The following is a 26245-nucleotide window of genomic DNA, read 5'->3' on the forward strand; positions in this document are numbered from 1 at the left end:
CCCTCAGATGTGATAGATGTCGATGACCTGATGGATGTAGTCGTTCTTGAGCACCACCTTCTTGCGGGTGATCAGCGGCTGTTGCCCGCTCACGTCAAGCCGGTAGAAAGAGGTGCCGAAGTAGGTGTCCGTGGTCTTGTACCGATGGCTGAGGGTTTGCCAGTTGAAACGCAGCTCCAGATGTCCCGCGTCCTCGCTCAACACTTCCAGGTTAGCGATGAAATGCGCCGTGCGCGGCTCGGGCGTACTGGCACTGGAGCGTTCGGTCTTGATGCGGAATACGCGGTCTTCGAGGCCGTCGCGGTTGGGGTAATAGATCAGCGAAATTTCACTTTGCGGATCTTCCGTCAGCGTGTCGTGGTCGTCCCAGGCCGGCATCCAGAACTCGACCTTTGGCGAGTAGCACTCAAGCCACTCATCCCACTGGCGATCATCCAGCAACCGGGCTTCGCGGTAGACAAAGGCCAGCAGCTCTTCACGAACGAGGCTCATGGGCGGGCCTCCTTGTCGGTGGCGATCAGGCCCTGTCGTTCGACCTCTATCGCTTTTTTCAGGCTGGCCGCCCAATGAGCATGCTGGCGTACGAACAGGCCTTCGTCCTCGGTTTTTACACCGCTGAGTTGCGGATTCATGCCCATGGCGCGGGCGTTTTCGTCCGCACCCTCGATCCATTGCGTGGCCCCGCGACTGAGGTCATTCCACAGGTTCGTCGCCCCTTGATAGCCGGTCTGGCAGGCACGGAATTCTTCGAGGTCATCCGGGGTGCCCATGCCACTGACGTTGAAGAAATCCTCGTATTGGCGAATTCGGGTCGTGCGTTCCTGGGCGCTTTCGCCCTTCGGCGCCATGCAGTAGATGGTCACTTCGGTCTGGTTGACCGAGATGGGCCGTACGACCCGGATCTGGGTCGAGAACTGGTCCATCAGGTAGACGTTGGGGTACAGGCAGAGATTGCGGGTCTGATCGACGATGAAGTCTGCGCGTTCCTGACCCAGCTGGTCTGCGAGCGCGGCACGGTGCGCGTGCACCGGGCGCACTTCCGGATTGAGCAGACGCGTCCAGAGCAGGATGTGGCCATGCTCGAATGCGTAAACACCGCCCAGGCTCTTCGACCAGCCGTTGGCATCGACGGTACGCGTGCCTTCGGCTTCGTAATTGCGCCGGCCCATGGTTGCCGAGTAATTCCAGTGCACGGAGCTGACGTGATAGCCATCGGCGCCGTTCTCGATCTGCAGCTTCCAGTTACCGTCATAGACATAGGAAGAACTGCCACGCAGCACTTCCAGGCCTTCAGGTGCCTGGTCGACCATCTGGTCGATGATGACGCGTGTTTCGCCCAGGTAATCACTGAGTTCTGGAACCGTGTCGCTCAGGCTGCCGAAGAGAAAGCCACGATAGTTCTCGAAACGACTCAGACGCTTGAGATCGTGTGAACCGTCGCAATCGAAACTGTCGGGATAGGCACCGGTCTTCGCGTCTTTGACTTTCAGCAGTTTGCCGGCGTTGCTGAATGTCCAGCCGTGAAACGGGCAGGTGAAGGAGCCTTTGTTGCCCTGCTTGCGGCGGCAGAGCATGGCGCCACGGTGCGCACAGGCGTTGACCAGGCCGTGCAGATCACCCTGTTTGTCGCGGGTAATCACGACGGGCTGACGACCGATGTAAGTGGTGAAGTAGTCGTTGATGTCAGGCACCTGGCTTTCATGCGCCAGGTAGACCCATCCACCTTCAAAAATATGCTTCATCTCCAGTGCGAAGAGTTCGGGGTCGGTAAAAATGTCGCGTCGGCAGCGGAACACGCCAGTGGCGGGATCATCCTGAACGGATTCGCCGAGTTGGCGGGCAAGGCGGTCTAATGTGCTGATCATGGGGGTAGGCCCTCGGTTGTTCTTGTATCAGGCCCCCTCACCCTATTCGCTTAGCCCGCCCACCAATATCCAGTTGCTGCAAATCGCTATCCGCCTGGCGCACATCCGTTGCGCTGACGGCGCCAGGTCTGGGACGGCAGCTCCCCGAACCGCTTGCGGTAAGCCTCCGAGAACCGCCCCAGATGGGCAAAGCCATGGTCGAGCGCAACCTCGGTCACGCTACGGGCAGTCGTGACCTGCAACGCTGCGTGTACGCGCTCCAGCTTACGCTGGCGCAAGTACTCGCGGGGCGACAGCCCGACATGGCGCTCGAACAGCAAGTAGAGCGAACGCTCACTGACCCGGGCGACCGTCATCAGTTGCTCGACACTGATTTCGCTCCTCAAATGTTCTTCGATAAATTGCCGCACTGCCTCGAAACCACCCGCCTCTTCTCGCTTGGGGATCACTCTCAACACATTGCTGGCCAGCATCGCCAAGAGCTTTTTGGCAACGATTCGCTCGTACAACGCCCCGACTTCAGCATCCGCCTCGTTCTCCGCCTCATGGCAGATCAGGCTCAACAGCGGCACGAACCCGCTCATCGAGCTGAGCTCGTGTTTCTCCGCTACAAACCGAATCCCTTGCTGCGGAAGCGTCCAGTGCTGCTCCAGGCACGCGTTCTCCAGCAACCTGACGGGGAGCTTGACGATGAATTTTTCGCAGTCGGCCGAATAGGTCAGGTCGACGGGGTCATCAGGGTTGATGAGCAGAACCTCACCCGTCCGGTAAATCTTTTCATCGCCCCGGGCCGCTGATCGGCAGTGGCCTGGGAGCAAAATCTGCAGATGGTAGATCGTCTCCAGCGCGGCTGACGTGACCTGCACCGGCGCGCCATAACTGATGCGACACAGATCCAGGCTCGAAAAGGTCCGGTGACTGATGCTGGCCTGCGGACGGCCCTTGGGCGGCAGGCGAATGCAGTGACTGCCCACATGCTGGTTGACGTAGTTCGATACCGCATAGGCATCGGCCCGGTCGAACACCTGACTGCGCTCACTCAATAACACGGTCATGTTCTGCCTCTCTTGTTTTTCTATCTGGAGCTGGAAGAAGCCAGAAAGCCCCCGTCAGCGATTGCTGCGGGGGCCGCGACATCACAACACTCAGCTCACGCCTCGAGCGCTCTCACCCGCTCGGGACGGACTTCATCTTTGTCCGCTGCGGTCGGCTGGAGCACGAAATCGAATTCGATATCGGCCTGACGCCCGTTCGCATCGTCTGTGAAACGGATCTCGGCAATCAGCTCATCACGCGTTGCATACGCAAAATCGTCGTGCAGGTATTGGTCACCGGCCAGATTGATCTGGGTGGTCAGATGGCGATGACCAGAGGCCGAGATGAAGAAGTGGATGTGTGCCGGACGCTGGCCGTGACGCCCCAGTTCATCGAGCAATTGCTGAGTCGGGCCATCCGGTGGGCATCCGTAGCCTGAAGGTACGATGCTCTGGAACCGGTAACGCCCTTCGGCGTCAGTGAGGATCCGGCGACGCAGGTTGAATTCCGATTGCGACGGATCGAAGTAGGAGTAGGTACCGCCGGTGTTGGCGTGCCAGACGTCGACGACTGCATTGGCAAGCGGTTCGCCAGCGGTGTCACGCACCTGCCCGGTCATGAACAGGACAGTACCTGGATCCTGACCGTCATCGAGACGCGCAGAGTGTTCTGAAACCGGTGCGCCAGCGACGTAAAGGGGGCCCTCGATGGTGCGAGGCGTTCCACCGACATGGCCGGCCTGGGCATCTTCGGCGTCCATCAGCATGTCCAGATAATGCTCAAGCCCAAGACCCGCCACCACCAGCCCGGCTTCCTGGCGGCTGCCCAGCTCATTGAAATAGTTGACGGCTTTCCAGAACTCTTCAGGGGTGATCTGCAAGTCCTCGATGATTTTGATCGAGTCAGTCAGAACGCGATGCACGACAGCTTTCATGCGCGGGTTGCCGGCCGCTTGATCGAAACCGGAAGCCTTTTCAAAGAATTGCTGCACATCGGCAGTCTGCGAGATACGAACGGTCATGGCTTTACCCTCATCAATATTATTTTTTCTTGTCGATGCCAGTGCTGCAAAAAACGGAACACTTCAGCGGTCGTCTGCATGAATGGAGGACGGATGTCGGCACATGGGCGTGACCTCGATCTCCATGTAGGGGTACAGGGGCAACTGCATCAGCGTGTCATGCAAAGTTTGATTGTCTGCCACATCGAAGATGCTGACGTTGGCGTACAGCCCCGCGAGACGCCACAGATGGCGCCAGGTCCCTTCCCGCTGCAAGCGCTGGGCGAGTTCTTTTTCGTCGGCCTTGAGCTGGGTGGCTTTTTCGGCCGGCATATCGGGCGGGAGTTTGACGGTCATGCGTACGTGGAAAAGCATGTCGTATGTTCTCTGTAGTGGGTGGATCAGCGACGCGCGAAACGCGTCAGACGTTGTTCGTCCAGCTCGATGCCCAGACCCGGAGTGCGCGGAATCATCAGCTGGAAATCTCGATAAACAGGCGGCTCGACCAGAATGTCCTCGGTCAACAGCAGCGGGCCGAAAAGCTCGGTGTGCCATTCAAGCTTATCGAGCGTGGCGAAGGCATGGGCGGCTGCCAATGTGCCGACGCTACCTTCGAGCATGGTGCCGCCGTAGAGACCGATCCCTGCCGCTTCAGCGATTGCGGCAGTGCGCAATACCGCTCTGGGGCCACCGGTTTTGGCGATTTTCAGCGCGAAGATGGAGGCCGCGCCCATCTGCGCCAGTGCAAAGCTGTCCTGCACCGACTCGATACTTTCATCAGCCATCAGTGGAATGGGGCTGTGTGCACTCAAGCGCACCATGCCCGCCCTGTCGTAACGAGACAAAGGCTGCTCGACAAGCTCAACCCCTGCATCCGCCAACAAGCGGCAGGCTCGCACGGCGACGGCTTCGCTCCAGGCCTGATTGATGTCCACGCGGACACTCGCTCGATCACCCAAAACACGCTTGATGGCGGCGACATGAGCGATATCTCGCGCCGGTTCCCCGGCTCCGATTTTCAACTTGAAGTGCCGGTGGCGGCGGAGATCGAGCATGCGCTCTGCTTCTTCGATGTCTCGTGCAGTGTCACCACTGGCCAAGGTCCAGGCGACCTCGACACCGTCCCGTACGCGCCCACCCAGCAGTTCGGCTACCGGCAGTTGCAGACGTTTGCCTTGCGCATCGAGCAGTGCCGTTTCCACGGCGGAACGGGCGAAGGTATTGCCGCGAATCGCGCGATCGACCCTGTGCATGGCTGCGTTCAGGTTGGTGGCGTCCTGTCCGATCAGCAACGGCGCGAACCATTTTTCCAGGTTCACCTTGATGCTTTCCGGGCTTTCGCCGGCGTAGGCCAGACCGCCGATGGTGGTGGCTTCGCCGATACCGATGATTCCGTCGCTGGCTTGTATCTGGAGGATCACCAAAGTCTGACCCTGCATCGTATGCATGGCGAGTTTGTGAGGTCGGATGGTGGGCAGGTCGACGATCTGAATGTCGAAGCGTTCGATAGTGACAGCAGTCATGGGAGGGTCCGTCTGCGTTTGTGTTTGTTCTTATTCGCAGATTGACGGGGGCGAAGCACAGCGTCCAATATTGATTAGGTCTCGCTTCATACCCTGGAGGTATCGTGGAGCTTCGTCATTTACGCTATTTCCGGGTGCTGGCTCAGACACTCAACTTCACCCGCGCCGCTGAACAGCTGAATATTGCCCAGCCTCCGCTGAGCCGGCAGATTCAGCAACTCGAAGATGAACTCGGTGTGGCGCTACTGGAACGTTCGCGCCCTTTGCGTCTGACCGAGGCCGGCCGTTTTTTTCATGAACATTCAAATCAGTTGCTCGAACAACTGGCACGCATTGGTGATGACACACGGCGCATCGCTGCGGGCCAGAAGCGCTGGCTCGGAATCGGCTTTGCCCCTTCCACGCTCTACGGAGCCCTGCCGGAGTTGATCCGTCAACTGCGCAGCCTGGGTGACATTGAATTGGGTTTATCGGAACTGATCACCCTGCAGCAACTGGAAGCGCTGAAGAGCGGCCGTATCGACATCGGTTTTGGTCGAATGCTGTTTGACGATCCAGCCATCACCCAGGAAATACTGCGTCAGGATCCCCTGGTCGCAGCGCTCCCGGCCGGGCATCCCCTGCTCGATGGCCCTGCCACACTCGAACAGCTCGCTGCCGAGCCATTCGTTCTGTACCCGGGAACGCCACGCCCCAGTTATGCCGATCATGTGCTGGGTGTGTTTGCCGCACAGGGCTTGCGGATCAGGGTCGTACAAACGGTCAACGAGATGCAGACCGCCATAGGTCTGGTGGCCGCCGGGATCGGCATCACGCTAGTCCCCGCGTCCGTCCAACGGTTACACCGTGACGACATCGGGTATACGCCGCTGTCGGACAGCAGCGCCACCTCCCCCATCGTTCTGAGTTACCGCGCCGGCGACGTGTCTGCGGCGCTCGCGCAGTGCCTTGGTCTGTTGAAAAGGCCGCATGCTCCACCGCGGCTCGATAACGGCGAAAGTACGGACGATATCGGCCGCTCGTGAACCCTGATGCGCCTGACGACCCGCCAGCTCAGCCAGAACGGGCTGCGAACGCTTGGTCGTCAGCGTTGACCGGGATAATCCCCACCGACCGAGTTATTCGCCTCCACGTCGCTCATGTCCTCTTCCGTGGTCAGCTCCTGAGCATCATCAAGCGGTTGCTCGCCTTCCTTGTCGGGCACGTCGTCCGTGCCGGGTGGCGGGTTGGGCATCACATCCGGTCTTCCGGGCTCCAGCGGTTCGATCGGCTTGTCGCCGGCCTGCTCTTGATTATTCATCTGTGCCTCCACTTCTCTGTATTCCATTGATCACGACAACCGGGCCACGACAACCGGGCCTGTAACTTGGAAGGCAGTGATGCGGGAACAGTTCGGTCTATTTCTTCAATGGTCGCACCGGTCTTTTCCCGCTCGGGGGCGTAGGCTGCCTTTGAGCAGAAGCCGGGAATTATTGAGGCAGCCCGACATCGGTATTTCGTACGTGTCGCTGAAGCTGTTGCGGCAGAAGGCAAAGCCATTCGAGGGTGACATCCGACATCCTCAGGATCAATCCAAGGAGTCTTTCCATGAACAAAATCATCGGTCTACTGGGGCTGTGCTGCGTCCTGACGCTGCCCGGTTGCTTCGACAATGAACACAATCAGGACAAGGCAAAGGATCAATCCAAGCCCTCGTTACAGATGCAGCAGACAGACGAGAAGAAGTGAATCGGCACGCCACGACGCCCCCAGCGGTGAAGGTTCGGGCGTGAGGCGGCAGCCGGCGTTCACGTCCTTCGTGTGAGTGATTCGTCTCGATGTGCGCCGAAGGCCCGGTTCTGGTGCGTATGCGCGTGCGCCCGAGCGCTTACCGAACCACCTGAGCAGTCGCACTTTGCGGCGGCGCGGTCGGGAGCTGTTCGAAGTCACGCAGTGTCGCAGGACTGTGAGGGTTGCCGATCAGCAGACGCTGGGCTTTGTACCCTGCATTGACGATGCTTTGCGCCGGCTCGAACTCGTCAAAGCGCAACCCCGCCAGATCGGCCCAGGTGTGAATGAACTGCGACGTGCTGTACGGCCGCGACAGGTATTGGGCCGGTTCCAGAGCGGTCCCCTGCGCGGCTTTCCAGCCGGGAGACTTCCAGACGATGAAGGGCACCGTATACATCGGTCGCGTCGGTGCAGCCTCGTTACGACCCAGTACCTGCGGCGCCACCGGGTCGTAGACCGATTCGCCGTGGTCGGAGAGGTAGAGCAGGAACCCGTTGGGGTCGGTGTCACTGAAACGCTTGATCAGCGATGACACCACATAGTCGTTGTAGCGCACCGCGTTGTCGTAGCTGTTATAGACCTCGAGCTGGTCATCGCTGACATTCGTCGGGACACCCACGCGATCCTTGAAGTAATCGTAGGTCGGCGGATAACGGTATTTGTAACTCATGTGCGTGCCCAGTAGGTGAACGACGATGAGTTTGCGCGGCGCGTCGTCCGCCAGCACGCTGGAGAACGGGTCGAGCACGTCTTCATCGTACTGGCTGGTCTCGTTCTGATCGCGGTTATTGTTCAGATACGCCTGTTCATCCGCCTGCTGTGAAAACAGCGTCAGCATCGTGTTGCGTTTGGTCATGGTCTGCTGGTTGGTGATCCAGAACGTCTTGTAACCGGCCTGTTTCATCACGCTGATCAGCGTCGGCGTACTAAGGTATCGATCCGGGTGCTCTTCATCGGCGAAGGTCAGTACCTGCTGCAGGGTCTCGATGGTGTAAGGACGAGGCGATATGACGTGGTTGAACACCTGCAACTGCCCCCTTAGCTGATCCAGGTTGGGGGTCGTCTGGCGATCATAACCGTACAGGCTCATGCGTTCGCGGTTGGTCGACTCGCCGATGACGAGCACCAGGGTCGAGCGCTGTCCGGCATGGGTGTCTGTCAGGTTCTTCAGGGGCGGTATCTGCGCCTGGGTCGCCATCATCTTCGACATTTCGTCGAGTTGCTGACGGTACTGGTGGTAGCCGACCACCATCTGCCAGAGTGCTGCGGCTTCGATGTTTTCTTCGAATTCAGCCACTGTTCGCTGGAGAGTGGGCCGCTTGACGTACTGTTTGACTGCATCGTAGCCAGCGCCGACGACGAAGCACAGGGCGCAGCAGGCCACCAGCGCCTTGCGCGACAGATAAGCCGGTCTCACCCGCGTCCACAACAGCAGGCCGCCCAGGGTATAGGCCAGGATTGCCGCCACGATGGACCAGGAAAAGTAATGCCCCAGGTACTCAGTGGACTCCTGCATGTTCGAGTCGAACATGATGAAAATCACGCTCTGGGAAAACTCCTGGCCATAGATCAGAAAGTACCCGAGTCCTGCCAATGAAGAGGCCCAGAGCACCACGCCGATCAATGCCGCCAGGCCCCTTGCGCGAGCCGGAAACAAGACCAGCGGAATGAGCCACAGCAAGGTGACCATCGACGCCTGAATCAGGCCTTTCCAGCCTGCCACGCCGGCTCGAATGATGAGCAACTGCGCAACGCCCGAGAAATACCAGAAAAACAGATAGGCCCAGCCCAGATTTGCCCAGGTGCTGCGCGATGGCGCAGCCGGTGCCGAAACGTTGGCTTTCATGACGTCCTCAAATAAGACACCCTGCGCATACGTGCAGAACGCAAGGGGATTGAACCCGGTTTTGCATTGAGGCGAGAGTGATTGCCATGAAGCGCGTGCGCGCGCTTCACAGACCTGGTTTCATCGCCTGTGCACCCGGCTCCTGCGGGTTGATCAGCAACTGACGCGTCAGTTGCATGCAGATGGCTTGCACCCTTTCCAGCGACTGGCTGGCGTCTACGTCGATAATGTGCGCGTCGTTGAAACGCAGCGTGGCGGTCGCCCGCACCTTCTGCTCAAGCAGTGAAAGGTTGTGGTCGGGTTTGCGGGCAAACGCCGTCTGGGCATCGATGTTCAGGCGGATGACCAGGGTCGGGCGATGGCTGACCATGCGTTGGTACATCGCCAGCTCACGCTTGGCGAGCCAGGCGGTGAAACGCCCCGTGGGGACCGAAGCATTGAGGCCGGGACCGTCATAGAAGCCGGGGACTTCCACTTGCGGGTAGCGGTCGCAGATAACGATTGCAGACGCTTTGCGTTGCGCCTGCATCCGCTTGAAGCGACGCAGGCGCAATAGCGAGAAGCCGTAGATCACCAATGCGGTCAAGGCTCCGGGGATCTTCTGGCCCTTGGTGCGCGCTTGCGTGGCCTTGGCCGCCAGGCGACGACTGACCGCCGGACCGATCAGCGGCCATGCCTGAATCTTGAGCCCGAGGGTCCCGGTGCCCAGGCCCAGGTAGGCATACACAGCGCCCTCACCCGCCAGGGTGGAACACAAGTGCGCGGCCACGGTGGTTTTGCCGGCGCCGTCGGAGCCGATCACTGCCACCAGTGGCGCCAGAGGGGCATTGGCTGTTTCGGAGCGAGTGCCGAATGGGAAGCGCATGTTCTCGGTCTGCCCCTTATCGCTGAGCGAGGCTGCGAGACACAGCCGCTTTTGCCTGGGCAATGACTTCTGCAAGCGGCAAGCGGCTATCGAGGTCGAGAATCGGCGCCCCCTGGTATTCAAGCCTGGGCACGTTGGCGATCTTCAGTGCCAGCGATTCATAACGGTGGTCGGGTTTGCGGGCAAACGCGGTTTCGACATCCACGTTCAGCCGCACGACCAGAAGCGGACGGTAGCTGATCATGTAGTCGTAAAGCTTCTTTTCCCGCGCGGCGAGCAATCGCACGAATCCGTTGCGGTGCTTGACGGTCAGCAGCCCCGGGCCGTCGCTTTTCATGCTGGCGACGGCGGTCTGCGGAAAGCGGTCGGCGATCACCGTGATGCCCTGACGTCGCAGGGCCATCATCTTCTGGTAGCGACGATAGCGACGGATCGACAACACAAAGGTCGCCAGCGCGGTGAGGGTGCTTGGGCCTCTGGACGGTTGCGCGGGCTGCTGACTGGCCTGGGGCGCGTTGGCAGCAATCAGGCGAGCGATGGTTTTCCCCACCAGCGGCAAGTTCATCAAGGTTTCGCCAAGCTGCCTGGACTGAATCCCCAGATGGCAGCTCTGCACCGGCTGCGATTCGCCCAACCAGTCGATGATCGCCTGTGAAACGGTCGACTTGCCAGAGCCGTCACATCCGACGAAGGCGATCAACGGCCCCAGTGTCTCCCCGCGAGGGTCCGTGCGTTCCTGGCGTTTGAGTTCCAGGACGTCAACGGCTCGGTCCGCTCGATGCTCCGGCGCAGGCGCTTGCTGGTCGTTGTACGGGGTGGACATCGTCGGACCGTCTTTTACAGGGGAAAAGAAACTGGCTGCAGTGTCAGGCTTGCGCATCGGAAGCTTCGTTTGCCAGGTGAGTACGGTTTTTCAGACGCGTGATCGCGCCATCCTTGAGTTCGATGATCTCGTCGGCAATGTCGATCAAACCCGGTCGGTGCGAGACCGCAATGATGGTGATCTCCGGAGCCAGCGCCTTCAATGACTCGCAGATGTCTTTTTCGGCCTGAGGGTCGAGTGCGCTGGTCGCTTCATCCAGGATGAGCAAGCGCGGCCGATGCGCGAGCGCACGGGCGATCACGATGCGCTGGCGTTGACCACCGGACAGTTTGCCGCCCCGCTCGCCCACCACCGAATGGATGCCTTGCTCCAGTTGCGAGACGAACTCCCAGGCGCCCGCCTGACGCAAGGCGCGCTCGGCATCCGCTTCGGTCAGCGCAGGCTCGCCCAGGGTCACGTTGGCAAGGACGGAGTCATGCAACAGCAGGGTTTCCTGTGTCACGTAACCGATCATCCGGCGCCATTTGCGGCGATCCAGTTCGGGCAGTGGGACGCCATCGACCAGCACGCGACCTTCCTGCGGGGTCAACAGCGCGCAGAGCAAGTCGAGAATGGTGGTTTTACCGCCTCCGGAAGCGCCGACCAGCGTCGTCATGGTGCCGACGTCAAAGGCCAGCGACGCGTTGTTCAGCACTTTCCGCTCACCGTAGGTGAAGCTGACGTTCTGAAACTCGATCTGCCGGGTCAGCGTCGGTTGACGGGTTCCCCCGACAGGCTCGGCTTCGGCTTTGGCGGTCTCCACCGCTTCACGCAGGGCCCAGAATGCACTTTCCTGCGCCGCCATGCGGTGGTAGCGCTGTTGCGCCTTGTGCATGAGCCCGAGGACGCGCACCACCATGAAAATCAGCACCATGACCGAGGACAGCGGAAGCTTCCAGATGACCAGCCCGGCGTACAGACCGGCGGCCGCGAGAATGGCCAGCAACGGCTCTTGCAGCGCACGCAGGGTCTCGCGGCTGGTGACTTCCTTTTCCATCGCCACGTTCAGCTCCGCGGCCTGATGGCGCAACAGCGAATCGGCGATATCTTCCCGGGCCATTGCCTTGAGCGGTTTGACCGAGCCGAGGGTGTCGCTGAGGCTGATCAGCAACTCGCGCATCAGGCTCGTCTGGCCCTTGCCCGCACGACGAGAGGTTTTGACCAGCCCCCTGAGCGCCAACAGAATCACCAGGCCGACAATGAGGCACACCAGTGCCGCCTGCCAGGACACGAACAAGGCGATGACGCCGTACGCAATCGCCTGAATGGAAAGCGCGACCATGTTGGCGGCGTGTTCATACGCGGTCGACGCACGGTAGGCTTCAGTGGCGACCGCGTTGGCCAGCGCTCCACCCGGTTGACGCAGGTAATATTCCCAGCGGCTGCCCAGGGTCGCGTTGATCAGGTCCACGCGCAGGTCGGTTGCCACGTGCGCCACGGTGTAGCCGACCTGGCGATTGGCAATGAGGATCAACAGGCTGCTGATCGCCATGCCCACGACGATGATGATCAGCAAGGTCACGATGGTCGGCTCCAGCCCGGCGAACGCCAGGGCGTTGCCGACCAGCGCGCCGAAGGTGGAGTGCGCGTTATCGCCCAGCATCACCGACATCAGGGGCAGCATGGTGGTCAGGCTGACGCTCTCGACCAGTCCGGCGACTACCAGACTGAGCAGCATCAGTGCCGTTCGCAACGGATACGAACGACCAAAAGCAAAAATGATTCGCATAACACTCACATTCGATACAAGGTTCTCTGTAACGCAGGCTACACCCCTGCGTTACAGCTGCCGGCCAGACGCGCTACGCCGTCAGGCCGTGAGCTCCAGCGTGGGCCGCAGGGCGGCGAACGCTTCGATGATCTGATCGATCTGTACCGACGTGTGAGCCGCGCTGACACTGCAACGCACCAGCGTGACACCTGCGGGGGTCGCCGGCGGTAACACCAGATTGACGTATACGCCCTTATCGATCAGTGCGCGCCAGAAGTTCACGCCCTGCTCCTTGCTGCCCACCATCACCGGAACGACGGGGCTGACCCGCGGGCCCATCGAATAGCCCAGCTCTGCCAGGCCGTCGTACAGCTTTTGCGCGTTGTTCCAGAGCTTCTCGCGCAATTGCGGGCGAGCGGCAATGGTCTTCAACGCCGACCGCACCGATGCCACGACGGAAGGAGAAGGTGAAGCCGTGAAAATGTAGGGACGGCTCGCATAGCGCAGCACTTCCATCTCGCTGCTGCGACCCGCGGCGAAACCGCCGATGGCCGCCAGACTCTTGCTGAAGGTTCCCAGGATGATGTCGACATCATCCTCTACACCCTGCTCCTCCGCCAGACCACGGCCGTTAGCACCCATCACGCCGAACGAGTGCGCTTCGTCGACCAGCAGAAAACCACCGCGACGGCGTTTCACATCGACGATTTCCTTGAGCGGAGCCACGTCGCCGAGCATGCTGTAGATGCCCTCGACGATGATCAGTGCATCCTTGGCCCGCTCGCCCAGGCGCAGCATGCGGCGCTCCAGGTCTTTGGCATCGTTGTGGTGAAAACGGATGATTTCTGCGCCGCCCAACGTGCAGGCGTCGTAGATGCTCGCGTGGCAATCGGCGTCCAGCAGCACCACTTCGCGCGGACCTGCGAGCGTACCGATAATGCCCAGGTTAGCCACGTAACCGGTTGAAAACACCATGACCGATGGCCGATCCAGGAAGGTGGCCAGCTCGGATTCCAGTGCCGAATGGCTGCCATAGCTGCCATTGGCCATCCGGGACCCGGTGGTGCCCGTGCCCTCTACGGCCAGCGCGTGACGTGCCGCCTCGATGGCGTCTTCATCGAACGTCAGGCCCAGGTAGTTGTTGGTGCCTGCCAGAATCACATCAGTGCCACCAATGCGGCCCCGGGTCGAGGAGTACACGGCATCGATCCGCGTGCCGAACGGGCTGGGATCCAGCGCCTGCAGGCTGGAGCGCTCAGCCGCCAGACGGGAAAATTTGTCATACAGCCCCATTACGTTTCTCCAGGTAGCCGATCAGAGACGTCGCGAGCTGTCGCGGGGTGCGGACATCCATCAAGATGTTGATCGGAATCGACAGGTCATAGTCGTCCTCGAGCTTCATCAACAGGTCCATCATTTTTACCGATTCCAGACCGAGATCATTGACCATGTCGCTGTCCGGGCCGATGGCCCCGGCGGCCGGGATCATCTCGCGAAGACACGTCAGTACGTTTTCCAGAATCACATCTTGCGTAAACATATTCAGCCTCGTAGGCGTGCGAACTCGCACACATTCAAAACAATCTTTCCTGCAGAGCACGCCGCAGCTTGATTTGCGGGTTCCAGCCAGTGGCGGCCGTGATCGCGGTGTTGCTGCACGTCCAGTCGGCGTGCGTCAGTTCATTGACCTTGCTGGTGGTCAGCATCGGATCGCCGCGCAGCAGACAGGCAATCGCCAGGTTCACCCCGGCAATGGCCCTCAGCAGCGGCGTGGAAATCGGCAGCGAGCGCACGGGCGCCCTACGGATATCGCCGGCGATGCTCGCCAGGCCTTTCCAGCTGTAACCCCCCAGCGTTCCATCACTGATCTCGTAGATCGCCGGTTTGCTCAGGGGCGAATCCAGCCAGTGAGAAACCGCCGCGACAAGGTCGAAGACATGGACAAAACTCAGATGACTGTCGCTTGCGCCAAGCCGGATCTGCACCCCTTTGAGCAACCACTGAAACAGGGGGCGCATCTCGCGGTCGCCCGGCCCGTACACGGCAGTCGGCCTGAAAATACTGACGCCGATGGGCCCGGCGGCTCGGATGACCTCCTGTTCGGCGTCGTATTTGGACTGTGCGTACCAGGAGAGCTCGGGATGACGCGCCGCAAGGGACGACATGTGCAGGATGCGCTCACAGGTGCCCGATGCGCGCGCAGCTTCTGCCACTCGCCGACTGCCGTCGACATTGGTGCGCCGGAAACTGCGTGCGTTGCGGCCACGCACGGCGCCGGCGCAGTGAATCACGACGCGAGCGCCGGCCACCAGCTCCGCCAGTGATTCCTTGTCCTCCAGCGAACCCTTGACCCACAGAATGCCGTTATCCAGCCCCGACCGTGTCCGGCTGAGTGCGCGCACACGGGCGCCGCTGGCAACGAGCATCCTTGCGATCTGACCACCAATGAAACCGCTTCCTCCGGTCAGGGCGATCGTGGGCTGTGTCATGCGATTCCTGCCGCCGCGAAACCTTCAGGTTCGGCGGCGCGAAGGCTCATGAAGCGCTTGCGGGCTTCGGCCCGGGCAGGCTTGCCCGAAGAGGTGCGAGGAATGCTATGGGGCGGAACCAGGTCGATGGTCGGCGAGATGCCGAACTCGCTGTGGATCCTGGCGAACAGCGTATGCGTCAGGCGCGCACGCTTTTCTTCGTCCTGATTGCGGTACTGAACCTGAATCACCACCGAGGGCTCGATTTCCTTGTCGGTGATGAACACGATGGCGTCACCCGGCCGGATTTCCGGCTCGGACTCGACGATCAGTTCGATGTCTTGTGGCCAGATATTGCGACCGCGAATGATGATGAGGTCCTTCTTGCGTCCGGTGACGTACAGGTTGCCATCAAACACATAGCCCAAGTCCCCGGTGTCGAGACGTCTCGTCGCTCTGAGCGACTCAATGGACTCCGGGTCTTCGAAATAGCCGCTCATCAGGCTCGGCCCTGAAATCATGATCCTGCCGATCTCGCGCTCCGTCAGCACGTTACCCGCCTCGTCCACGATTTCCAGTTCATGCCCTGGCAGCGGCTGACCGCAATTGACGAAGGTGCTGACAGCGTTCGATTGCTCCGTGGCGCTGACCGCCCGGCCCTGGGTTTCGAGAATGTCGCGGTCAATGCGGTCAACCTGTGCGCCGTCATCAGGTCGGGCGAAACTCACCGCCAGGGTATTTTCCGCCAGCCCGTAGCACGGCATGAACGCACCTGCCTTGAAACCGGCCGGGGCGAAATGTTCTGCGAAGCGGTCCAGGGTGGTGATGGTGATCGGTTCTGCACCCACCCCGGCCACGCGCCAGTTGGAAAGGTCCAGGCTCTCGACTTCCGCTGCGCTGCAACGACGGACACACAGATCGAACCCGAAAGGCGGTGCGACCGACACCGTGCCTTTGTTGCGACTGAGCAGGTTGAGCCACTGTTTGGGACGCATCGCGAAGTCCTGCGTGCGCAGGTAGTCGACCGAAAGCTGGGTCGCCATGGGCGTCAGCACGAAGCCGACCAGGCCCATGTCGTGGTAGAACGGTAACCAGGAGATGCAGCGATCGCCGGGACGCAACCGGATCCCGTCCAGGCTGATGCCTCGCAGATTGGCCATGACCGAACGCTGCGTCACGATCACGCCACGGGGAAAGCGGGTGCTGCCGGAGGTGTATTGCAGGTAGGCGATGTCGTCGGGATGAACGGCGGCGAACGTGGGATTCCCAACCTCAAGCGCCTCCAACTGGTCATCCGTGCCGATGAACTTCAGCCGGGTGTCTCCCAGTGCCTCGCGTGCGTAGGGCAGCCACTCTTCCTCGCCCAGTACCGCCATTGGCGAACAGCTGGCCAACAGGCCGCGGAGCTTTTCGACGTAGGATTGATGCTGGCCGAGGCCGGCGGGAACCGGCAAAGGCACGGCCACCAGGCCTGCGTACTGGCACGCGAAGAAGAATTCGACGAATGACGGCGTCGTGTCGGCAATCAGCGCAACGCGATCACCTTTGGTCAAACCCAGGGTGAGCAGCCGTTTCGCCGCCCCCATCGCCCTCACTTTCAGTTCCCGGTACCCAAGCACTGCGGTCAACTGACAGCGTCTGTCGTAGAAATTCATGCCGGTGCGCCCCATCGCGGCGTAATCGAGCGCTTCGGGCAACGAAGGGAAGTCTGCAAGACGCTGCACCAGCGCCTGAGAAGAACTGGTTTCGGACAAATATAAAACTGTCATTAATTAGGACTCTAATCAGGTTCTGCGACAACAAGCGCATCGGTCATACGCGCTGTCGTGTTCCGCGAAATGCAAGATTGGCAGGCAGCGTCGATCCTGCACGCCTGCACCTCTTCAGGGATCACCCGAGATAAATGAAATGGCTCGTCCGTGTAAGCCATATTCAAAATAGGCCGCCATAGCTTCCGCAAAAGACTACCCCGTGATGGATTGAGTTGGACTATCAAATGGATTGATAGCGTACATTGATAATGGTGTCTGGACGTAACAGAATATTTCGGCGAAAGTTCGGGGTCGTCGCCGGATCCCTGACTCAATGTTGGAAATTCAGGCTTCACAGTTGACTATTTTGCGTAGAAGACCTGCAGGCCAATGAATAAGACGAACCACGCAGTTACCGTTCAAGCGGCAGAAGACAAGCACGCGCTGAAAGATTTCATCACTTTTCCCGGCACGCTCTATACCAACGATCCCTCCTGGATCGAACCGCTGCACGTCGAACGGCAGGAACATCTTTCCAGCAAGAACCCCGCTTCCGGGCACGTCACCTGGAAAGCCTGGCTCGCCCGACGCAACGGTGTGATCGTGGGACGCATCCTGGCCCAGACAGACACGCTACACCGCGAGCTGCACGGCGCCGATACCGGCCACTTCGGCATGCTGGACGCGGTCGACGACCCGGAAGTCTTTGCCGCCTTGATCGCCACAGCCGAACAGTGGCTGAAAAGTCAGGGCGCCAAACGTATCACGGGTCCCTTCACGCTGAACATCAATCAGGAAAGTGGCCTGCTCGTAGAGGGATTCGACACCCCTCCGTCTTCATTTATGAATCACAACCACGCCTACTATGAAAACCATGTGTTGAGCTCCAACTATGAGCCAGCCAAGGATTTGATTGCTTACTGGATGCGCACGCAAGAGCTGAACTTTCCAGCGCCGCTGCAGAAAATGATGGCGCGTGAGCGATCGACGATCCGCATTCGCCAGGTGGACAAGAGTAAGTTCGACGCTGAAATGCAAATTCTGCGACAGATCTTCAACGACGCCTGGGCCAACAACTGGGGGTTCGTGCCGTTTACCGAACACGAATTTGCCGAACTCGGCAAGCAGCTGAAATTCCTCGTACCCAGTGACCTCATTTATATCGCCGAGATCAACGGCGAGCCGGCGGCGTTCATCGTGGCCATGCCCAATATTCATGAGGCCATCGCGCCGTTGAAAGGACGCTTGCTGCCGTTTGGCTGGCTGCGCCTGATCTGGAAACTCAAAGTGTCCGGCACCCGCACAGCCCGTGTGCCGCTGATGGGCGTCAGGCAGCAATATCAGTTCAGCCGACAGGGCCCCGTGCTGGCGCTGCTGCTGATCGAAGCGTTGAAAGCACCCTTCGTACGCCGCAAGATCGACGCGCTGGAAATGTCCTGGATCCTGGAAACCAACGCGGGTATGCGCGGCATTCTGGAACGCATCGGTGCCAAAGCCTACAAACGGTACCGGCTCTATGAAAAACAGATCTGACTGGGCGCCCTTCTCCGCGCTCGTCCTTGCCGGTGATCGACGCCCGGGCGACCCGGTAGCGGCCTTGGGCAATGCGGGCTGCAAGGCATTGACGCCAGTGCTTGGCGTCCCGATGCTGTACCGCGTCGTCAGCGCTTTACAGGCATCCAGGCACGTGGCGGACATCACCCTGGTCGGACCGGGCGATCAGGTGCTCGCCGGCAACCCGACCTTGCGCAACATGATCGCCAGTGGCGAGGTCTCGATGCTTGAGCCCGCAGCATCGCCGAGCTTGAGCGCGCACCGTGGTTTGAAGCATATCCAGTCGCGGCCCGTGCTGGTGACGACCGCCGACCATGCCCTGCTGCGCGCCGATATCGTCGACCATTTCCTCGAACAGTCGCGGGTCAGCGGCTGCGACGTGACGGTCGCGCTGACGCCATTGGTCACGGTCATGGCCAGATTCCCGGACAACCGACGCACGGCGATCAAACTCAAGGGCGGCCCTTTCTGCGGCAGCAATCTGTTCGCCTTCATGACCCCGGAAAGCGAAAAAGTCGCGGCGTTCTGGAAAGACATCGAACAGCGGCGCAAGAACCCTAAAAAAGTCGTCATGGGCGCGCTGGGCTTTGTCTCGACCTTGCGTTACCTGCTCGGCACGCTGAGCCTGGAACACGCCATGCAACGGATGTCCAACGCCGTGGGCGTTCGTGTCGGCGCCGTGATCATGCCGTTTGCCGACGCGGCGGTTGATATCGATACGGTGGACGACTTCATGCTGGTCGAGAAAACCCTGCGCCAGCGAGCGTCAACGTGATCATCGCAAGGTCTCTGCATTCAGCCGGACAACCCCATCACAGCGCATCATCGGGAACGTCGCGATGTTTCTGATCGAGCGCTACATCATCGCCGAGATCCGTCGCCCGGTGACCGTCATGGTCGGCATCCTGACGTTCGTATTCGCCAGCTACTCGGCCGAACGCTACCTGGGACAGGCCACCAACGGCACCCTGGCGTTGCAGTCGGTCATGGACATGGTGATGTACAAAGTCATCATCGCGCTGGAGATGCTGGTTCCCGTCGCCCTCTACACCTCGGTGGCAATGGCACTGGGCAGGCTCTATCACGACTCCGAAATCACCGCCCTGTTCGCCGCAGGCACCAGCCCGGCGCGCCTGTACAAAGCGATTGCCCTGATCTCGCTGCCCATCGCCATCGCCGTGACCGTGTTGTCGGTGTATGGCCGGCCCTGGGCGTACACGCAGAGTTACCAACTCGAACAGCAATCGAAAACCGATCTGGATGTCAGTCACCTTCTGGCGCAACGCTTCAACCTCAACCCTGACAACGGCCGAATGATCCTCGCCGAGCGTATCGACAAGGACTCAGGGGTTCTGACTGACACGCTGATCTACGATCCGGGCGAAGGCAAGTCGCGCATATTCCGGTCGCACACGGCAAAGATCGTCAACCCCAATCCGGCCGAACCGGTGGTTGAACTCACGCGAGGCAGTTCGTACACCCTGGATCACCAGGACGCCAAGGACGTGGTCAACACCTTCGACAACACGCTGTTGCTGCAGCTCAAGCCCCTTGAACTGGAAGCCGACAACAAGCGCAAATCGTCCTCTACGGCGATGCTGAGTGTGTCGCCGCAGCCCCAGGACAAGGCCGAGCTTCAGTGGCGAGAAACCCGCGGCATCAGCGCCATGCTGCTGGCCCTGCTCGCGGTGCCCCTGAGCAGGACCGCACCGCGCAAAGGTCGTTTTTCGACATTGCTGCCCATCGCACTTGTGTTCGCAGTGATTTTCTACGCCGGCAACATCTGCAGAACGCTGGTGGGCAACGCCGTGATTCCGCTCGTACCGGGTGTGTGGCTGGTGCCGTTGATAATGGCCTTGGCCTTGCTCGGATTTCTGTTGCGGGACCTCTCTGTGTTGCGGCGTCGTAGCCAATGAGAAGACTGAGCTTCTACCTGATACGCAACGTGCTGGTCGGATTCGCCGCTGCCGCGCTCTTGTTGCTTCCGCTGTTCACCACCTTTGACCTTATCGCCGAGCTCGATGACGTGAGCTCGGGCGGCTATCGCTGGACTCAGGCGGTCGAAGTGGTGCTGATGACCCTTCCCCGCCGCGCAGTCGATCTCGGCCCGTTCATCGCGCTGTTGGGCGGCATCACGGGTCTGGGGCAACTGGCGCTCACCCAAGAGTTGACCGCCATGCGCGCCGCCGGCGTGTCCATTCTGCGCATCGCCGTGACGACCATGGCGGCGGGCCTGATCGTCGTCGTGGCGCTGGGCGCCATGGACGAATGGCTGGCATCGCCCCTTCAACAGCGCAGTGTGCAGATCCGCAACACCGCATTGGCCGTCTCCGGCGAGGCGGCGAAGCCGACCGGCAGCATCTGGGCGCGCCGGGGCAACGAAGTGGCACGAATAGGCGCCATGTCCCGCCACAACACGCCGCTGAACGTGGAGATTTTTCGCCTCACCGCTGACATGCGCCTGTCCTCGTACATTTTTGCCGAGAGCGCGCAGGTTCGCCCCGACGGTTCGTGGCTGCTCAACCACCCGAAAATCAAGGAGTGGGACCAGGACGAACAGCGGGTGCGCGAACAGGATGAGATGGTCTGGAACTCGGTGTTCTCAGACCGGCGCCTGAGAGACCTGTCGCTCCCCACCGACAGCTTCTCCGTCCAGCAACTGCACCACTACGTCATGTTTCTCCAGGGTTCCGATCAGCCGTCGGGCGAATATGAAATGGCCATGTGGCAAAAACTGGGCAGGCCGATCCTGACCCTGGCGATGATTCTGTTCGCAGTGCCTTTCACCTTCGTGCAACAACGCTCTCCGGGGCTGGGCGGACGTCTGGCCGTCGGCGCCGTTGTCGGCCTGCTGATTTATGTCGCCAACCAGATCGTCGCCAACCTGGGACTGCTGTTGAACGGCAACGTGATGCTCACCACGCTGGCGCCTTCGCTGGTGCTGATGGCTGTCGCGTTGTGGCTGGTTTACCGATTTGATCGTGCGACGTGACTGACATGAACCTTCCCTTGCCCGACCCACAAGACATGGCGCCCGATCCCTCGCAGGGCACGGTGATAATGATCGACGATCATCACACCCTGGCGCAGAAAGTAGGCGTGGTCCTCAACCCCAAAGGCGGTTACGTGCGCCGTCACCTGAGGACGTTCAGGCATCTGGTCGCTCAGCTTGACGGTGCCAGGGTGATCGAAGCCTCCACACCTGCGCAGATCACCGCTGCGATCCAGTCCCTCGCCCTGCAAAAACACGATCTGTTGGTCGTGGTGGGCGGCGATGGCACCCTGCAGGCGGCATTGACTGCGCTGGTCGAGAGTCAGCCGACGGACACGCCGAGCGTGCTGATCGTTCCGGCGGGCACCACCAACATGAGCGCCCACGATCTGGGTGTGCGTCAACGACCTGCGAAGGTGCTTGAGGCGTTGCATGACTCGCGCCGAGGTGTGCGCGCAGCCCCTGCCTCCAGGCTGCGCAATGCGTTGCGGGTGTTCGATCCGCACACGCAGCAGGCCCAGTGCGGCCTGTTCTTTGGTGCTGGCGCGGTGGTCGAGGGTGTGCGGTACTTTCACAGCCATGTCCGTACCAAGGGTATTCGTGGCGCACTGGGTCCCTCGCTTGCGTTCATCCGGATGCTGACGTCGCTTGCCTGGAAAGGCAGCCTGCCGTTTTCGTCCGCCACCACCGCCAGACTGCACCTGCCCCAACACACGCTGAACGCCCGGTGGATGGTCATTCTGGCGACCACGCTCGATACTCTGCTGCTGAGAAGCACGCCCTACTGGGGCACCGAAAAGGCCCCCATCCACTTCACCGCCATTGGGCAGCGCGCGCCGAAACTGGTGCGTGGCCTGTTCTACATCCTGCGCGGCAAACCGGCGCCGGCCATCACCCAGCATCAGGCTTACGTCAGCCACAACCTGCACACGACGACCCTTGAAGGGCTGACCGAGTATCTGCTCGATGGCGAGATCTTCTCGACTGACGGACAGCTCGAACTGTCCGCCACTGCCCCTGTTCGTTTTGTGATGTTTTAAGAGAGAAGCGCGTGTGAACCAGGCCACCCCCATCTCGCCCCCCGAGGCTCTGATCGACGTGATCGCCAAGGAGAGCGCACGGCCGGTCGCCCCTGTATTGCAGGCGCTGACCGATGCACTGCTAGCGCAATTCGGCGACGCCGTCAGCGCGATTCTTTTGTACGGGTCGTGTCTGCGCAGCAGCAATTTTTCAGAAGGCCTGGTCGACCTTTACGTGCTCGTCGACAGCTACGCCAATGTTCGAAGCAGCACGCTGAAGGAAAAGGTCGACGCCTGGTTGCCCCCCACCGTATTCGCGATCAACGTGCGCGCGCCGGACGGCTCCCCCTTGCGAGCAAAATGCGCGCTGATCAGCGTGTCCGACTTTGAAAAAGGCACCTCGTCGTGGTTTCACGGTTACCTGTGGGGGCGGTTTTCCCAGCCTTCCCGACTGGTCTTTGCCCGTGACGAACGGGTGAGCGCTCGTGTACACGTCGCACTGGCCCACGCGGTGCTGAAGATGATGTCCGAAGCGTTGAGCGATCAGCGCGAAGTGCTCGACAGCGCTGCGGTGTGGGAGCGCGCACTGACGCTGACCTATCGCACGGAGTTGCGGCCGGAACGCGCCAGCCGACCGGCAGAGATCGTCGGTCACGATCCGGGTTATTACGCCAGTGTCACTCAGGCATCGGTGCCGGCGATTGCGCGGTTGTCTCCCGTTCAGGAGCAGCGTGACCACTATGTCCAGCAGCCCGCTAACCTCCGTGCAACGCCACACGCCGTTCGCTGGAAACGCCGAAGAATCGCCGGGCGCGTGCTCAACGTGCTGCGCCTGATCAAATCGTTCTATACCTTCGAAAACGGCCTGGATTACGTGATCTGGAAGCTTGAACGCCACCTTGGCGAACCCGTGGCCGTCACCCCGCGCCTGCGCCGCTTCCCGCTTATCTTTTGTTGGCCGCTGTTGTGGCGCCTATTGAAAAACCGACAGCTTCGCTGAGCATTTCCAACCCCATGCCGTCAGGATCAGACATGCAAACAGAGACCTCGCCCCCGCCGCGTAAAAAGGGAAAACGCAAACATCGCCCCAGCGTTGCGGTCGGTCTGTGGATTATCAAAAAGCTTGAGCGGTTCATTCGTCGACATTCGGCCGTTGGCAATACGCCGTTTTTCGATCCGGCGCTATTCGATTGGGCCAGCACACTCGAATCCAAGTGGCCGGTGATTGTCGAGGAATTGAATGCGGTGATGAAAAATCACGACGGCATTCCCAACTTCCAGGACATTTCCAAAGATCAGGCGAACTTGACGCAGGACGACCGCTGGAAGACGTTCTTTCTTCACGGCTACGGTTACCGGATGGATGGCAACTGCGCCAAATGCCCGCAGACCGCGCAAATCGTCGAATCGATTCCGGGCATGTTCACCGCCTTCTTTTCCATTTTGAGTCCCGGCAAGCACATACCGCCCCATCGCGGCCCATACAACGGTTTGCTGCGCGCTCATCTGGGCCTGATCATCCCCGAACCGAAAGCCAGTTGCCGTATTCAGGTGGGTGACGAAATCCGCCATTGGGAACCGGGCAAGCTGATGGTGTTCGACGACACCTTCCGCCATCAGGTCTGGAACGACACCGACGGGGTCCGGGTGGTGCTGTTCCTCGATGTCCATCGCCCTCTCGACCGGGCGGGCAATCTGCTCAACAGGTGCGTGCTCAAACTGATTCAGTGGTCGNAGGCCTGCATTGATCGGAGTGAGGGGCTGACAAACTGCCTGGCAACCCTCTGCCTGCGCACAGCAGAGGGAGGACGATGCTGCGTCAGCTTGTCGGTTTGGCCGCGGGCTCGCTGCAGCTCGGCTTGACGGTGTTGGTACGCGAAGCGTCCACCAGCGCGATGTGCTGCAAAGAACTTCTGCCCAGGCTTACGTTGTAGCCTTTCTTGCCAGGGGATTTGAGGCCGAACTCTTCCTGGTAGATCTGGTTGCCCAGACACAGGCTCATCTTGACGACCTGGCGGTGATTGCTGCCAATAACGCCTTTGGCTTTTTCTGTGCGCACGATCTTTTGCTCGAAGGGAACGTTGACCAGCGCGCCGGTAATTCCCTTGGGAACCTGCAAGACGAACCGGACCCATTTCTCGTCGCCCTTGTCGAACGGCACGATGTTTTCCGCCGCCAATGTAGAGTTTTCAGCGCCCGTATCCAGTTGCACCTTGACCGGGGTCATGTCCGGCACAAGCGTGCCCTGTTCTTCCCAGCCGAGTGTTTGATTGAGCGGTGCAGAATACGAGAGAGGGGGCAATAACAGCGAAAGAGCGACACCTAACATCACGTTGCCGAAGCGTTTCATACGCGAAATCCCGAGGCATATACAGGCAAACTTGCCTGCGCCATCAGGCCATGTCCGCCCCTGAATTTCAATTCAAAACGCGAGCATTTCGCGGGTTGTTCAGGCTTGAGAAAGGATACTGTTCAGCAAGCCGGGAAAACGCTGGTCGAGTTCTTCGGCACGCAGCGAGTTCATGTGGGTGGTGCCGACATTGCGCGTGTGAACGAGCCCTGCATCGCGCAAGACCCGAAAGTGATGAGACACGCTGGATTTGGGTCGGCCACCGTCCAGCTCGCCACAGGAGGCCTGCGGCACATTCGCCAGATAGCGAACGATTTCCAGGCGCACAGGGTCGCTCAGCGCATAGAGCAGGCGCTCGAGGGAGAATTCGGCAGGGAGTGGATGTTTGAGTGCACGCATCCGCGCATCATAGCGGTGGCTATCGCGTAACGCTATATTTCGAATACTATCGAACAAGCGAATTTATCATACGAGGAATCATTCCATGTCAGCACTGTTCGAGCCCTTCACCCTGAAGGACGTCACCCTGCGCAACCGCATCGCCATTCCGCCGATGTGTCAGTACATGGCCGACAATGGCGTGATCAACGACTGGCATCACGTCCACCTCGCCAGCATGGCGCGGGGCGGTGCCGGGCTGGTGGTGGTCGAAGCCACTGCCGTTTCTCCCGAGGGTCGTATTACCCCAGGCTGTGCCGGCATCTGGAGCGATGAACACGCCCAGGCATTCGTACCCGCCGTGAAGGCGATCAAGGCCGCAGGTTCGGTGCCGGGCATTCAGATCGCTCACGCCGGGCGCAAAGCCAGCGCCAACCGCCCATGGGAAGGCGACGATCACATCGCGGCCACTGACCCGGCCGGCTGGCAGACCATCGGTCCCTCCCCGATCGCGTTCGGCGCTCATCTGCCCAAGGTGCCCCAGGAAATGACCCTGGACGACATCGCCCGCGTGCGTCAGGACTTCGTCGATGCTGCCCGTCGCGCCCGTGATGCCGGCTTCGAATGGATCGAGCTGCATTTCGCTCACGGTTACCTGGGCCAGAGCTTCTTTTCCGAGCACTCCAATCAGCGTACCGATGCCTACGGTGGCAGCTTTGATAACCGCAGCCGCTTCCTCCTGGAAACCCTCGCGGCCGTGCGTGAAGTCTGGCCGGAAAACCTGCCGCTGACCGCGCGTTTCGGTGTCATCGAATACGACGGCCGTGATGAGCAGACCCTCAGTGAGTCGATCGAACTGGCGCGCCGCTTCAAGGATGGGGGGCTGGATCTGTTGAGCGTCAGTGTCGGCTTCACGATTCCCGACACCAATATCCCGTGGGGTCCTGCGTTCATGGGTCCGATTGCCGAGCGCGTACGCCGTGAGGCCGGTCTGCCGGTGACATCGGCATGGGGCTTCGGCACCCCGCAACTGGCGGATGAAGCGATCAAGGCGGGTCATCTGGACCTGGTCTCGGTGGGCCGCGCTCACCTGGCCGATCCGCACTGGGCGTACTTCGCCGCCAAGGAGCTGGGCGTGGACAAACCGTCCTGGACGCTGCCGGCGCCTTACGCCCACTGGCTGGAACGCTATCGCTAAAACGGTGGGAGGATGCCGTTTCGGGACGGCATCCTTCGACTCGTGAACCCGAACGGAC

The 26245-nt window shown here is 60.5% G+C and carries 27 protein-coding genes; 10 read left to right on the top strand and 17 right to left on the bottom strand.

Going from position 1 to position 26245, the window contains the following annotated elements:
- Nucleotides 1-3 precede the first annotated feature (3 nt).
- The 6 genes from benB to D3M70_RS26790 form a co-directional block, all read right to left on the bottom strand.
- Nucleotides 4-492, bottom strand: a complete 489-nt coding sequence (gene benB, locus D3M70_RS26765) for a benzoate 1,2-dioxygenase small subunit (RefSeq protein WP_120128743.1) — start codon at nt 490-492, stop codon at nt 4-6.
- On the bottom strand, nt 489-1865 hold the full coding sequence (locus D3M70_RS26770) for a Rieske 2Fe-2S domain-containing protein (protein ID WP_120128745.1): 1377 nt from the start codon (nt 1863-1865) through the stop codon (nt 489-491). Before D3M70_RS26770 ends, benB begins: the two co-directional genes overlap by 4 nt.
- Nucleotides 1866-1951: 86 nt before the next feature.
- Nucleotides 1952-2920 carry an AraC family transcriptional regulator gene (locus D3M70_RS26775; protein WP_120128746.1) on the bottom strand — a complete coding sequence of 323 codons (969 nt, stop codon included), beginning with the start codon at nt 2918-2920 and terminating at the stop codon, nt 1952-1954.
- 95 nt (nt 2921-3015) lie between these two features.
- Nucleotides 3016-3921: a catechol 1,2-dioxygenase gene (gene catA, locus D3M70_RS26780; protein ID WP_120128748.1), complete on the bottom strand. Its 906-nt coding sequence runs from the start codon at nt 3919-3921 to the stop codon at nt 3016-3018.
- Nucleotides 3922-3984: 63 nt separating this feature from the next.
- A complete protein-coding gene (catC, locus tag D3M70_RS26785) occupies nt 3985-4275 on the bottom strand; it encodes a muconolactone Delta-isomerase (RefSeq protein ID WP_120128749.1) in 291 nt (96 codons plus the stop codon).
- A gap of 26 nt (nt 4276-4301) precedes the next feature.
- Nucleotides 4302-5423 (bottom strand): muconate cycloisomerase family protein, encoded by a 1122-nt coding sequence (locus D3M70_RS26790; RefSeq protein WP_120128751.1) that lies wholly within the window; start codon nt 5421-5423, stop codon nt 4302-4304.
- Nucleotides 5424-5527: 104 nt separating this feature from the next.
- Here D3M70_RS26790 and D3M70_RS26795 point away from each other — a divergent pair, with 104 nt between their 5' ends.
- Nucleotides 5528-6448: a LysR family transcriptional regulator gene (locus D3M70_RS26795; protein ID WP_120128752.1), complete on the top strand. Its 921-nt coding sequence runs from the start codon at nt 5528-5530 to the stop codon at nt 6446-6448.
- 59 nt (nt 6449-6507) lie between these two features.
- On the opposite strand, the gene D3M70_RS26800 is transcribed toward D3M70_RS26795, so the two are convergent.
- A complete protein-coding gene (locus D3M70_RS26800; RefSeq protein ID WP_120128754.1) occupies nt 6508-6723 on the bottom strand; it encodes a hypothetical protein in 216 nt (71 codons plus the stop codon).
- A gap of 287 nt (nt 6724-7010) precedes the next feature.
- Here D3M70_RS26800 and D3M70_RS32115 point away from each other — a divergent pair, with 287 nt between their 5' ends.
- Nucleotides 7011-7151 carry a hypothetical protein gene (locus tag D3M70_RS32115; protein ID WP_165869899.1) on the top strand — a complete coding sequence of 47 codons (141 nt, stop codon included), beginning with the start codon at nt 7011-7013 and terminating at the stop codon, nt 7149-7151.
- 139 nt (nt 7152-7290) lie between these two features.
- Here D3M70_RS32115 and cptA read toward each other — a convergent pair whose 3' ends face one another.
- From cptA to D3M70_RS26840, 8 genes are all read right to left on the bottom strand, one after another.
- Nucleotides 7291-9039: a phosphoethanolamine transferase CptA gene (gene cptA / locus D3M70_RS26805; protein WP_120128755.1), complete on the bottom strand. Its 1749-nt coding sequence runs from the start codon at nt 9037-9039 to the stop codon at nt 7291-7293.
- Nucleotides 9040-9145: 106 nt separating this feature from the next.
- Nucleotides 9146-9904 carry a hypothetical protein gene (locus tag D3M70_RS26810; RefSeq protein ID WP_120128757.1) on the bottom strand — a complete coding sequence of 253 codons (759 nt, stop codon included), beginning with the start codon at nt 9902-9904 and terminating at the stop codon, nt 9146-9148.
- 16 nt (nt 9905-9920) lie between these two features.
- A complete protein-coding gene (locus D3M70_RS33725) occupies nt 9921-10784 on the bottom strand; it encodes a nucleoside triphosphate hydrolase (RefSeq protein WP_256659995.1) in 864 nt (287 codons plus the stop codon).
- Nucleotides 10771-12495: an ABC transporter ATP-binding protein gene (locus D3M70_RS26820; RefSeq protein ID WP_120128759.1), complete on the bottom strand. Its 1725-nt coding sequence runs from the start codon at nt 12493-12495 to the stop codon at nt 10771-10773. The genes D3M70_RS33725 and D3M70_RS26820 overlap by 14 nt, the downstream gene beginning before the upstream one ends.
- A gap of 81 nt (nt 12496-12576) precedes the next feature.
- A complete protein-coding gene (locus tag D3M70_RS26825; protein ID WP_120128760.1) occupies nt 12577-13770 on the bottom strand; it encodes an aminotransferase class I/II-fold pyridoxal phosphate-dependent enzyme in 1194 nt (397 codons plus the stop codon).
- Entirely contained in the window at nt 13757-14017 is a 261-nt protein-coding gene (locus D3M70_RS26830) for an acyl carrier protein (RefSeq protein ID WP_120128762.1), read from the bottom strand. Before D3M70_RS26830 ends, D3M70_RS26825 begins: the two co-directional genes overlap by 14 nt.
- A 34-nt stretch (nt 14018-14051) precedes the next feature.
- A complete protein-coding gene (locus tag D3M70_RS26835; protein ID WP_120128763.1) occupies nt 14052-14966 on the bottom strand; it encodes an NAD(P)-dependent oxidoreductase in 915 nt (304 codons plus the stop codon).
- A complete protein-coding gene (locus tag D3M70_RS26840) occupies nt 14963-16714 on the bottom strand; it encodes a fatty acyl-AMP ligase (RefSeq protein ID WP_120128765.1) in 1752 nt (583 codons plus the stop codon). Before D3M70_RS26840 ends, D3M70_RS26835 begins: the two co-directional genes overlap by 4 nt.
- A gap of 372 nt (nt 16715-17086) precedes the next feature.
- Between D3M70_RS26840 and D3M70_RS26845 the strand changes: the two genes are divergently transcribed.
- From D3M70_RS26845 to D3M70_RS26875, 7 genes are all read left to right on the top strand, one after another.
- Nucleotides 17087-18229, top strand: a complete 1143-nt coding sequence (locus D3M70_RS26845; RefSeq protein ID WP_120128766.1) for an N-acetyltransferase — start codon at nt 17087-17089, stop codon at nt 18227-18229.
- Nucleotides 18213-19025 (top strand): nucleotidyltransferase family protein, encoded by an 813-nt coding sequence (locus D3M70_RS26850; protein WP_120128768.1) that lies wholly within the window; start codon nt 18213-18215, stop codon nt 19023-19025. The genes D3M70_RS26845 and D3M70_RS26850 overlap by 17 nt, the downstream gene beginning before the upstream one ends.
- Before the next feature lie 64 nt (nt 19026-19089).
- The gene (lptF, locus tag D3M70_RS26855; RefSeq protein ID WP_120128769.1) at nt 19090-20166 is read left to right on the top strand and encodes an LPS export ABC transporter permease LptF; all 1077 of its coding nucleotides are present in this window, start codon (nt 19090-19092) and stop codon (nt 20164-20166) included.
- On the top strand, nt 20163-21242 hold the full coding sequence (gene lptG / locus D3M70_RS26860) for an LPS export ABC transporter permease LptG (protein ID WP_120128771.1): 1080 nt from the start codon (nt 20163-20165) through the stop codon (nt 21240-21242). The genes lptF and lptG overlap by 4 nt, the downstream gene beginning before the upstream one ends.
- 5 nt (nt 21243-21247) lie before the next feature.
- The gene (locus D3M70_RS26865) at nt 21248-22282 is read left to right on the top strand and encodes a diacylglycerol kinase family protein (protein WP_256659996.1); all 1035 of its coding nucleotides are present in this window, start codon (nt 21248-21250) and stop codon (nt 22280-22282) included.
- A gap of 13 nt (nt 22283-22295) precedes the next feature.
- Nucleotides 22296-23261: a hypothetical protein gene (locus D3M70_RS26870; RefSeq protein ID WP_120128773.1), complete on the top strand. Its 966-nt coding sequence runs from the start codon at nt 22296-22298 to the stop codon at nt 23259-23261.
- Between the two features lie 32 nt (nt 23262-23293).
- Nucleotides 23294-23995: aspartyl/asparaginyl beta-hydroxylase domain-containing protein (locus tag D3M70_RS26875; protein WP_133306528.1), on the top strand; the 702-nt coding region annotated here is incomplete at its 3' end.
- 85 nt (nt 23996-24080) lie between these two features.
- Here the strand turns inward: D3M70_RS26875 and D3M70_RS26880 are convergent.
- Nucleotides 24081-24611, bottom strand: coding sequence for a RimK/LysX family protein (locus D3M70_RS26880; RefSeq protein WP_120128776.1), 531 nt, complete (start codon nt 24609-24611; stop codon nt 24081-24083).
- A 99-nt stretch (nt 24612-24710) separates the two neighbouring features.
- A complete protein-coding gene (locus D3M70_RS26885; RefSeq protein WP_120128778.1) occupies nt 24711-25010 on the bottom strand; it encodes a helix-turn-helix transcriptional regulator in 300 nt (99 codons plus the stop codon).
- An 85-nt stretch (nt 25011-25095) separates the two neighbouring features.
- Between D3M70_RS26885 and D3M70_RS26890 the strand changes: the two genes are divergently transcribed.
- Entirely contained in the window at nt 25096-26187 is a 1092-nt protein-coding gene (locus D3M70_RS26890; RefSeq protein ID WP_120128779.1) for an NADH:flavin oxidoreductase/NADH oxidase, read from the top strand.
- Nucleotides 26188-26245 lie beyond the last annotated feature (58 nt).

The organism is Pseudomonas sp. LS-2, from assembly GCF_003605735.1.
Taxonomy (GTDB): domain Bacteria; phylum Pseudomonadota; class Gammaproteobacteria; order Pseudomonadales; family Pseudomonadaceae; genus Aquipseudomonas.

Excerpts from the sequence above, each read along its gene's own strand:
- benB (WP_120128743.1), bottom strand. The coding sequence starts at position 492 with ATGAGCCTCGTTCGTGAAGAGCTGCTGGCCTTTGTCTACCGCGAAGCC.
- D3M70_RS26770 (WP_120128745.1), bottom strand. The coding sequence starts at position 1,865 with ATGATCAGCACATTAGACCGCCTTGCCCGCCAACTCGGCGAATCCGTT.
- D3M70_RS26775 (WP_120128746.1), bottom strand. The coding sequence starts at position 2,920 with ATGACCGTGTTATTGAGTGAGCGCAGTCAGGTGTTCGACCGGGCCGAT.
- catA (WP_120128748.1), bottom strand. The coding sequence starts at position 3,921 with ATGACCGTTCGTATCTCGCAGACTGCCGATGTGCAGCAATTCTTTGAA.
- catC (WP_120128749.1), bottom strand. The coding sequence starts at position 4,275 with ATGCTTTTCCACGTACGCATGACCGTCAAACTCCCGCCCGATATGCCG.
- D3M70_RS26790 (WP_120128751.1), bottom strand. The coding sequence starts at position 5,423 with ATGACTGCTGTCACTATCGAACGCTTCGACATTCAGATCGTCGACCTG.
- D3M70_RS26800 (WP_120128754.1), bottom strand. The coding sequence starts at position 6,723 with ATGAATAATCAAGAGCAGGCCGGCGACAAGCCGATCGAACCGCTGGAG.
- D3M70_RS32115 (WP_165869899.1), top strand. The coding sequence starts at position 7,011 with ATGAACAAAATCATCGGTCTACTGGGGCTGTGCTGCGTCCTGACGCTG.
- cptA (WP_120128755.1), bottom strand. The coding sequence starts at position 9,039 with ATGAAAGCCAACGTTTCGGCACCGGCTGCGCCATCGCGCAGCACCTGG.
- D3M70_RS26810 (WP_120128757.1), bottom strand. The coding sequence starts at position 9,904 with ATGCGCTTCCCATTCGGCACTCGCTCCGAAACAGCCAATGCCCCTCTG.
- D3M70_RS33725 (WP_256659995.1), bottom strand. The coding sequence starts at position 10,784 with ATGCGCAAGCCTGACACTGCAGCCAGTTTCTTTTCCCCTGTAAAAGAC.
- D3M70_RS26820 (WP_120128759.1), bottom strand. The coding sequence starts at position 12,495 with ATGCGAATCATTTTTGCTTTTGGTCGTTCGTATCCGTTGCGAACGGCA.
- D3M70_RS26825 (WP_120128760.1), bottom strand. The coding sequence starts at position 13,770 with ATGGGGCTGTATGACAAATTTTCCCGTCTGGCGGCTGAGCGCTCCAGC.
- D3M70_RS26830 (WP_120128762.1), bottom strand. The coding sequence starts at position 14,017 with ATGTTTACGCAAGATGTGATTCTGGAAAACGTACTGACGTGTCTTCGC.
- D3M70_RS26835 (WP_120128763.1), bottom strand. The coding sequence starts at position 14,966 with ATGACACAGCCCACGATCGCCCTGACCGGAGGAAGCGGTTTCATTGGT.
- D3M70_RS26840 (WP_120128765.1), bottom strand. The coding sequence starts at position 16,714 with ATGACAGTTTTATATTTGTCCGAAACCAGTTCTTCTCAGGCGCTGGTG.
- D3M70_RS26845 (WP_120128766.1), top strand. The coding sequence starts at position 17,087 with ATGAATAAGACGAACCACGCAGTTACCGTTCAAGCGGCAGAAGACAAG.
- D3M70_RS26850 (WP_120128768.1), top strand. The coding sequence starts at position 18,213 with ATGAAAAACAGATCTGACTGGGCGCCCTTCTCCGCGCTCGTCCTTGCC.
- lptF (WP_120128769.1), top strand. The coding sequence starts at position 19,090 with ATGTTTCTGATCGAGCGCTACATCATCGCCGAGATCCGTCGCCCGGTG.
- lptG (WP_120128771.1), top strand. The coding sequence starts at position 20,163 with ATGAGAAGACTGAGCTTCTACCTGATACGCAACGTGCTGGTCGGATTC.
- D3M70_RS26865 (WP_256659996.1), top strand. The coding sequence starts at position 21,248 with ATGAACCTTCCCTTGCCCGACCCACAAGACATGGCGCCCGATCCCTCG.
- D3M70_RS26880 (WP_120128776.1), bottom strand. The coding sequence starts at position 24,611 with ATGAAACGCTTCGGCAACGTGATGTTAGGTGTCGCTCTTTCGCTGTTA.
- D3M70_RS26885 (WP_120128778.1), bottom strand. The coding sequence starts at position 25,010 with ATGCGTGCACTCAAACATCCACTCCCTGCCGAATTCTCCCTCGAGCGC.
- D3M70_RS26890 (WP_120128779.1), top strand. The coding sequence starts at position 25,096 with ATGTCAGCACTGTTCGAGCCCTTCACCCTGAAGGACGTCACCCTGCGC.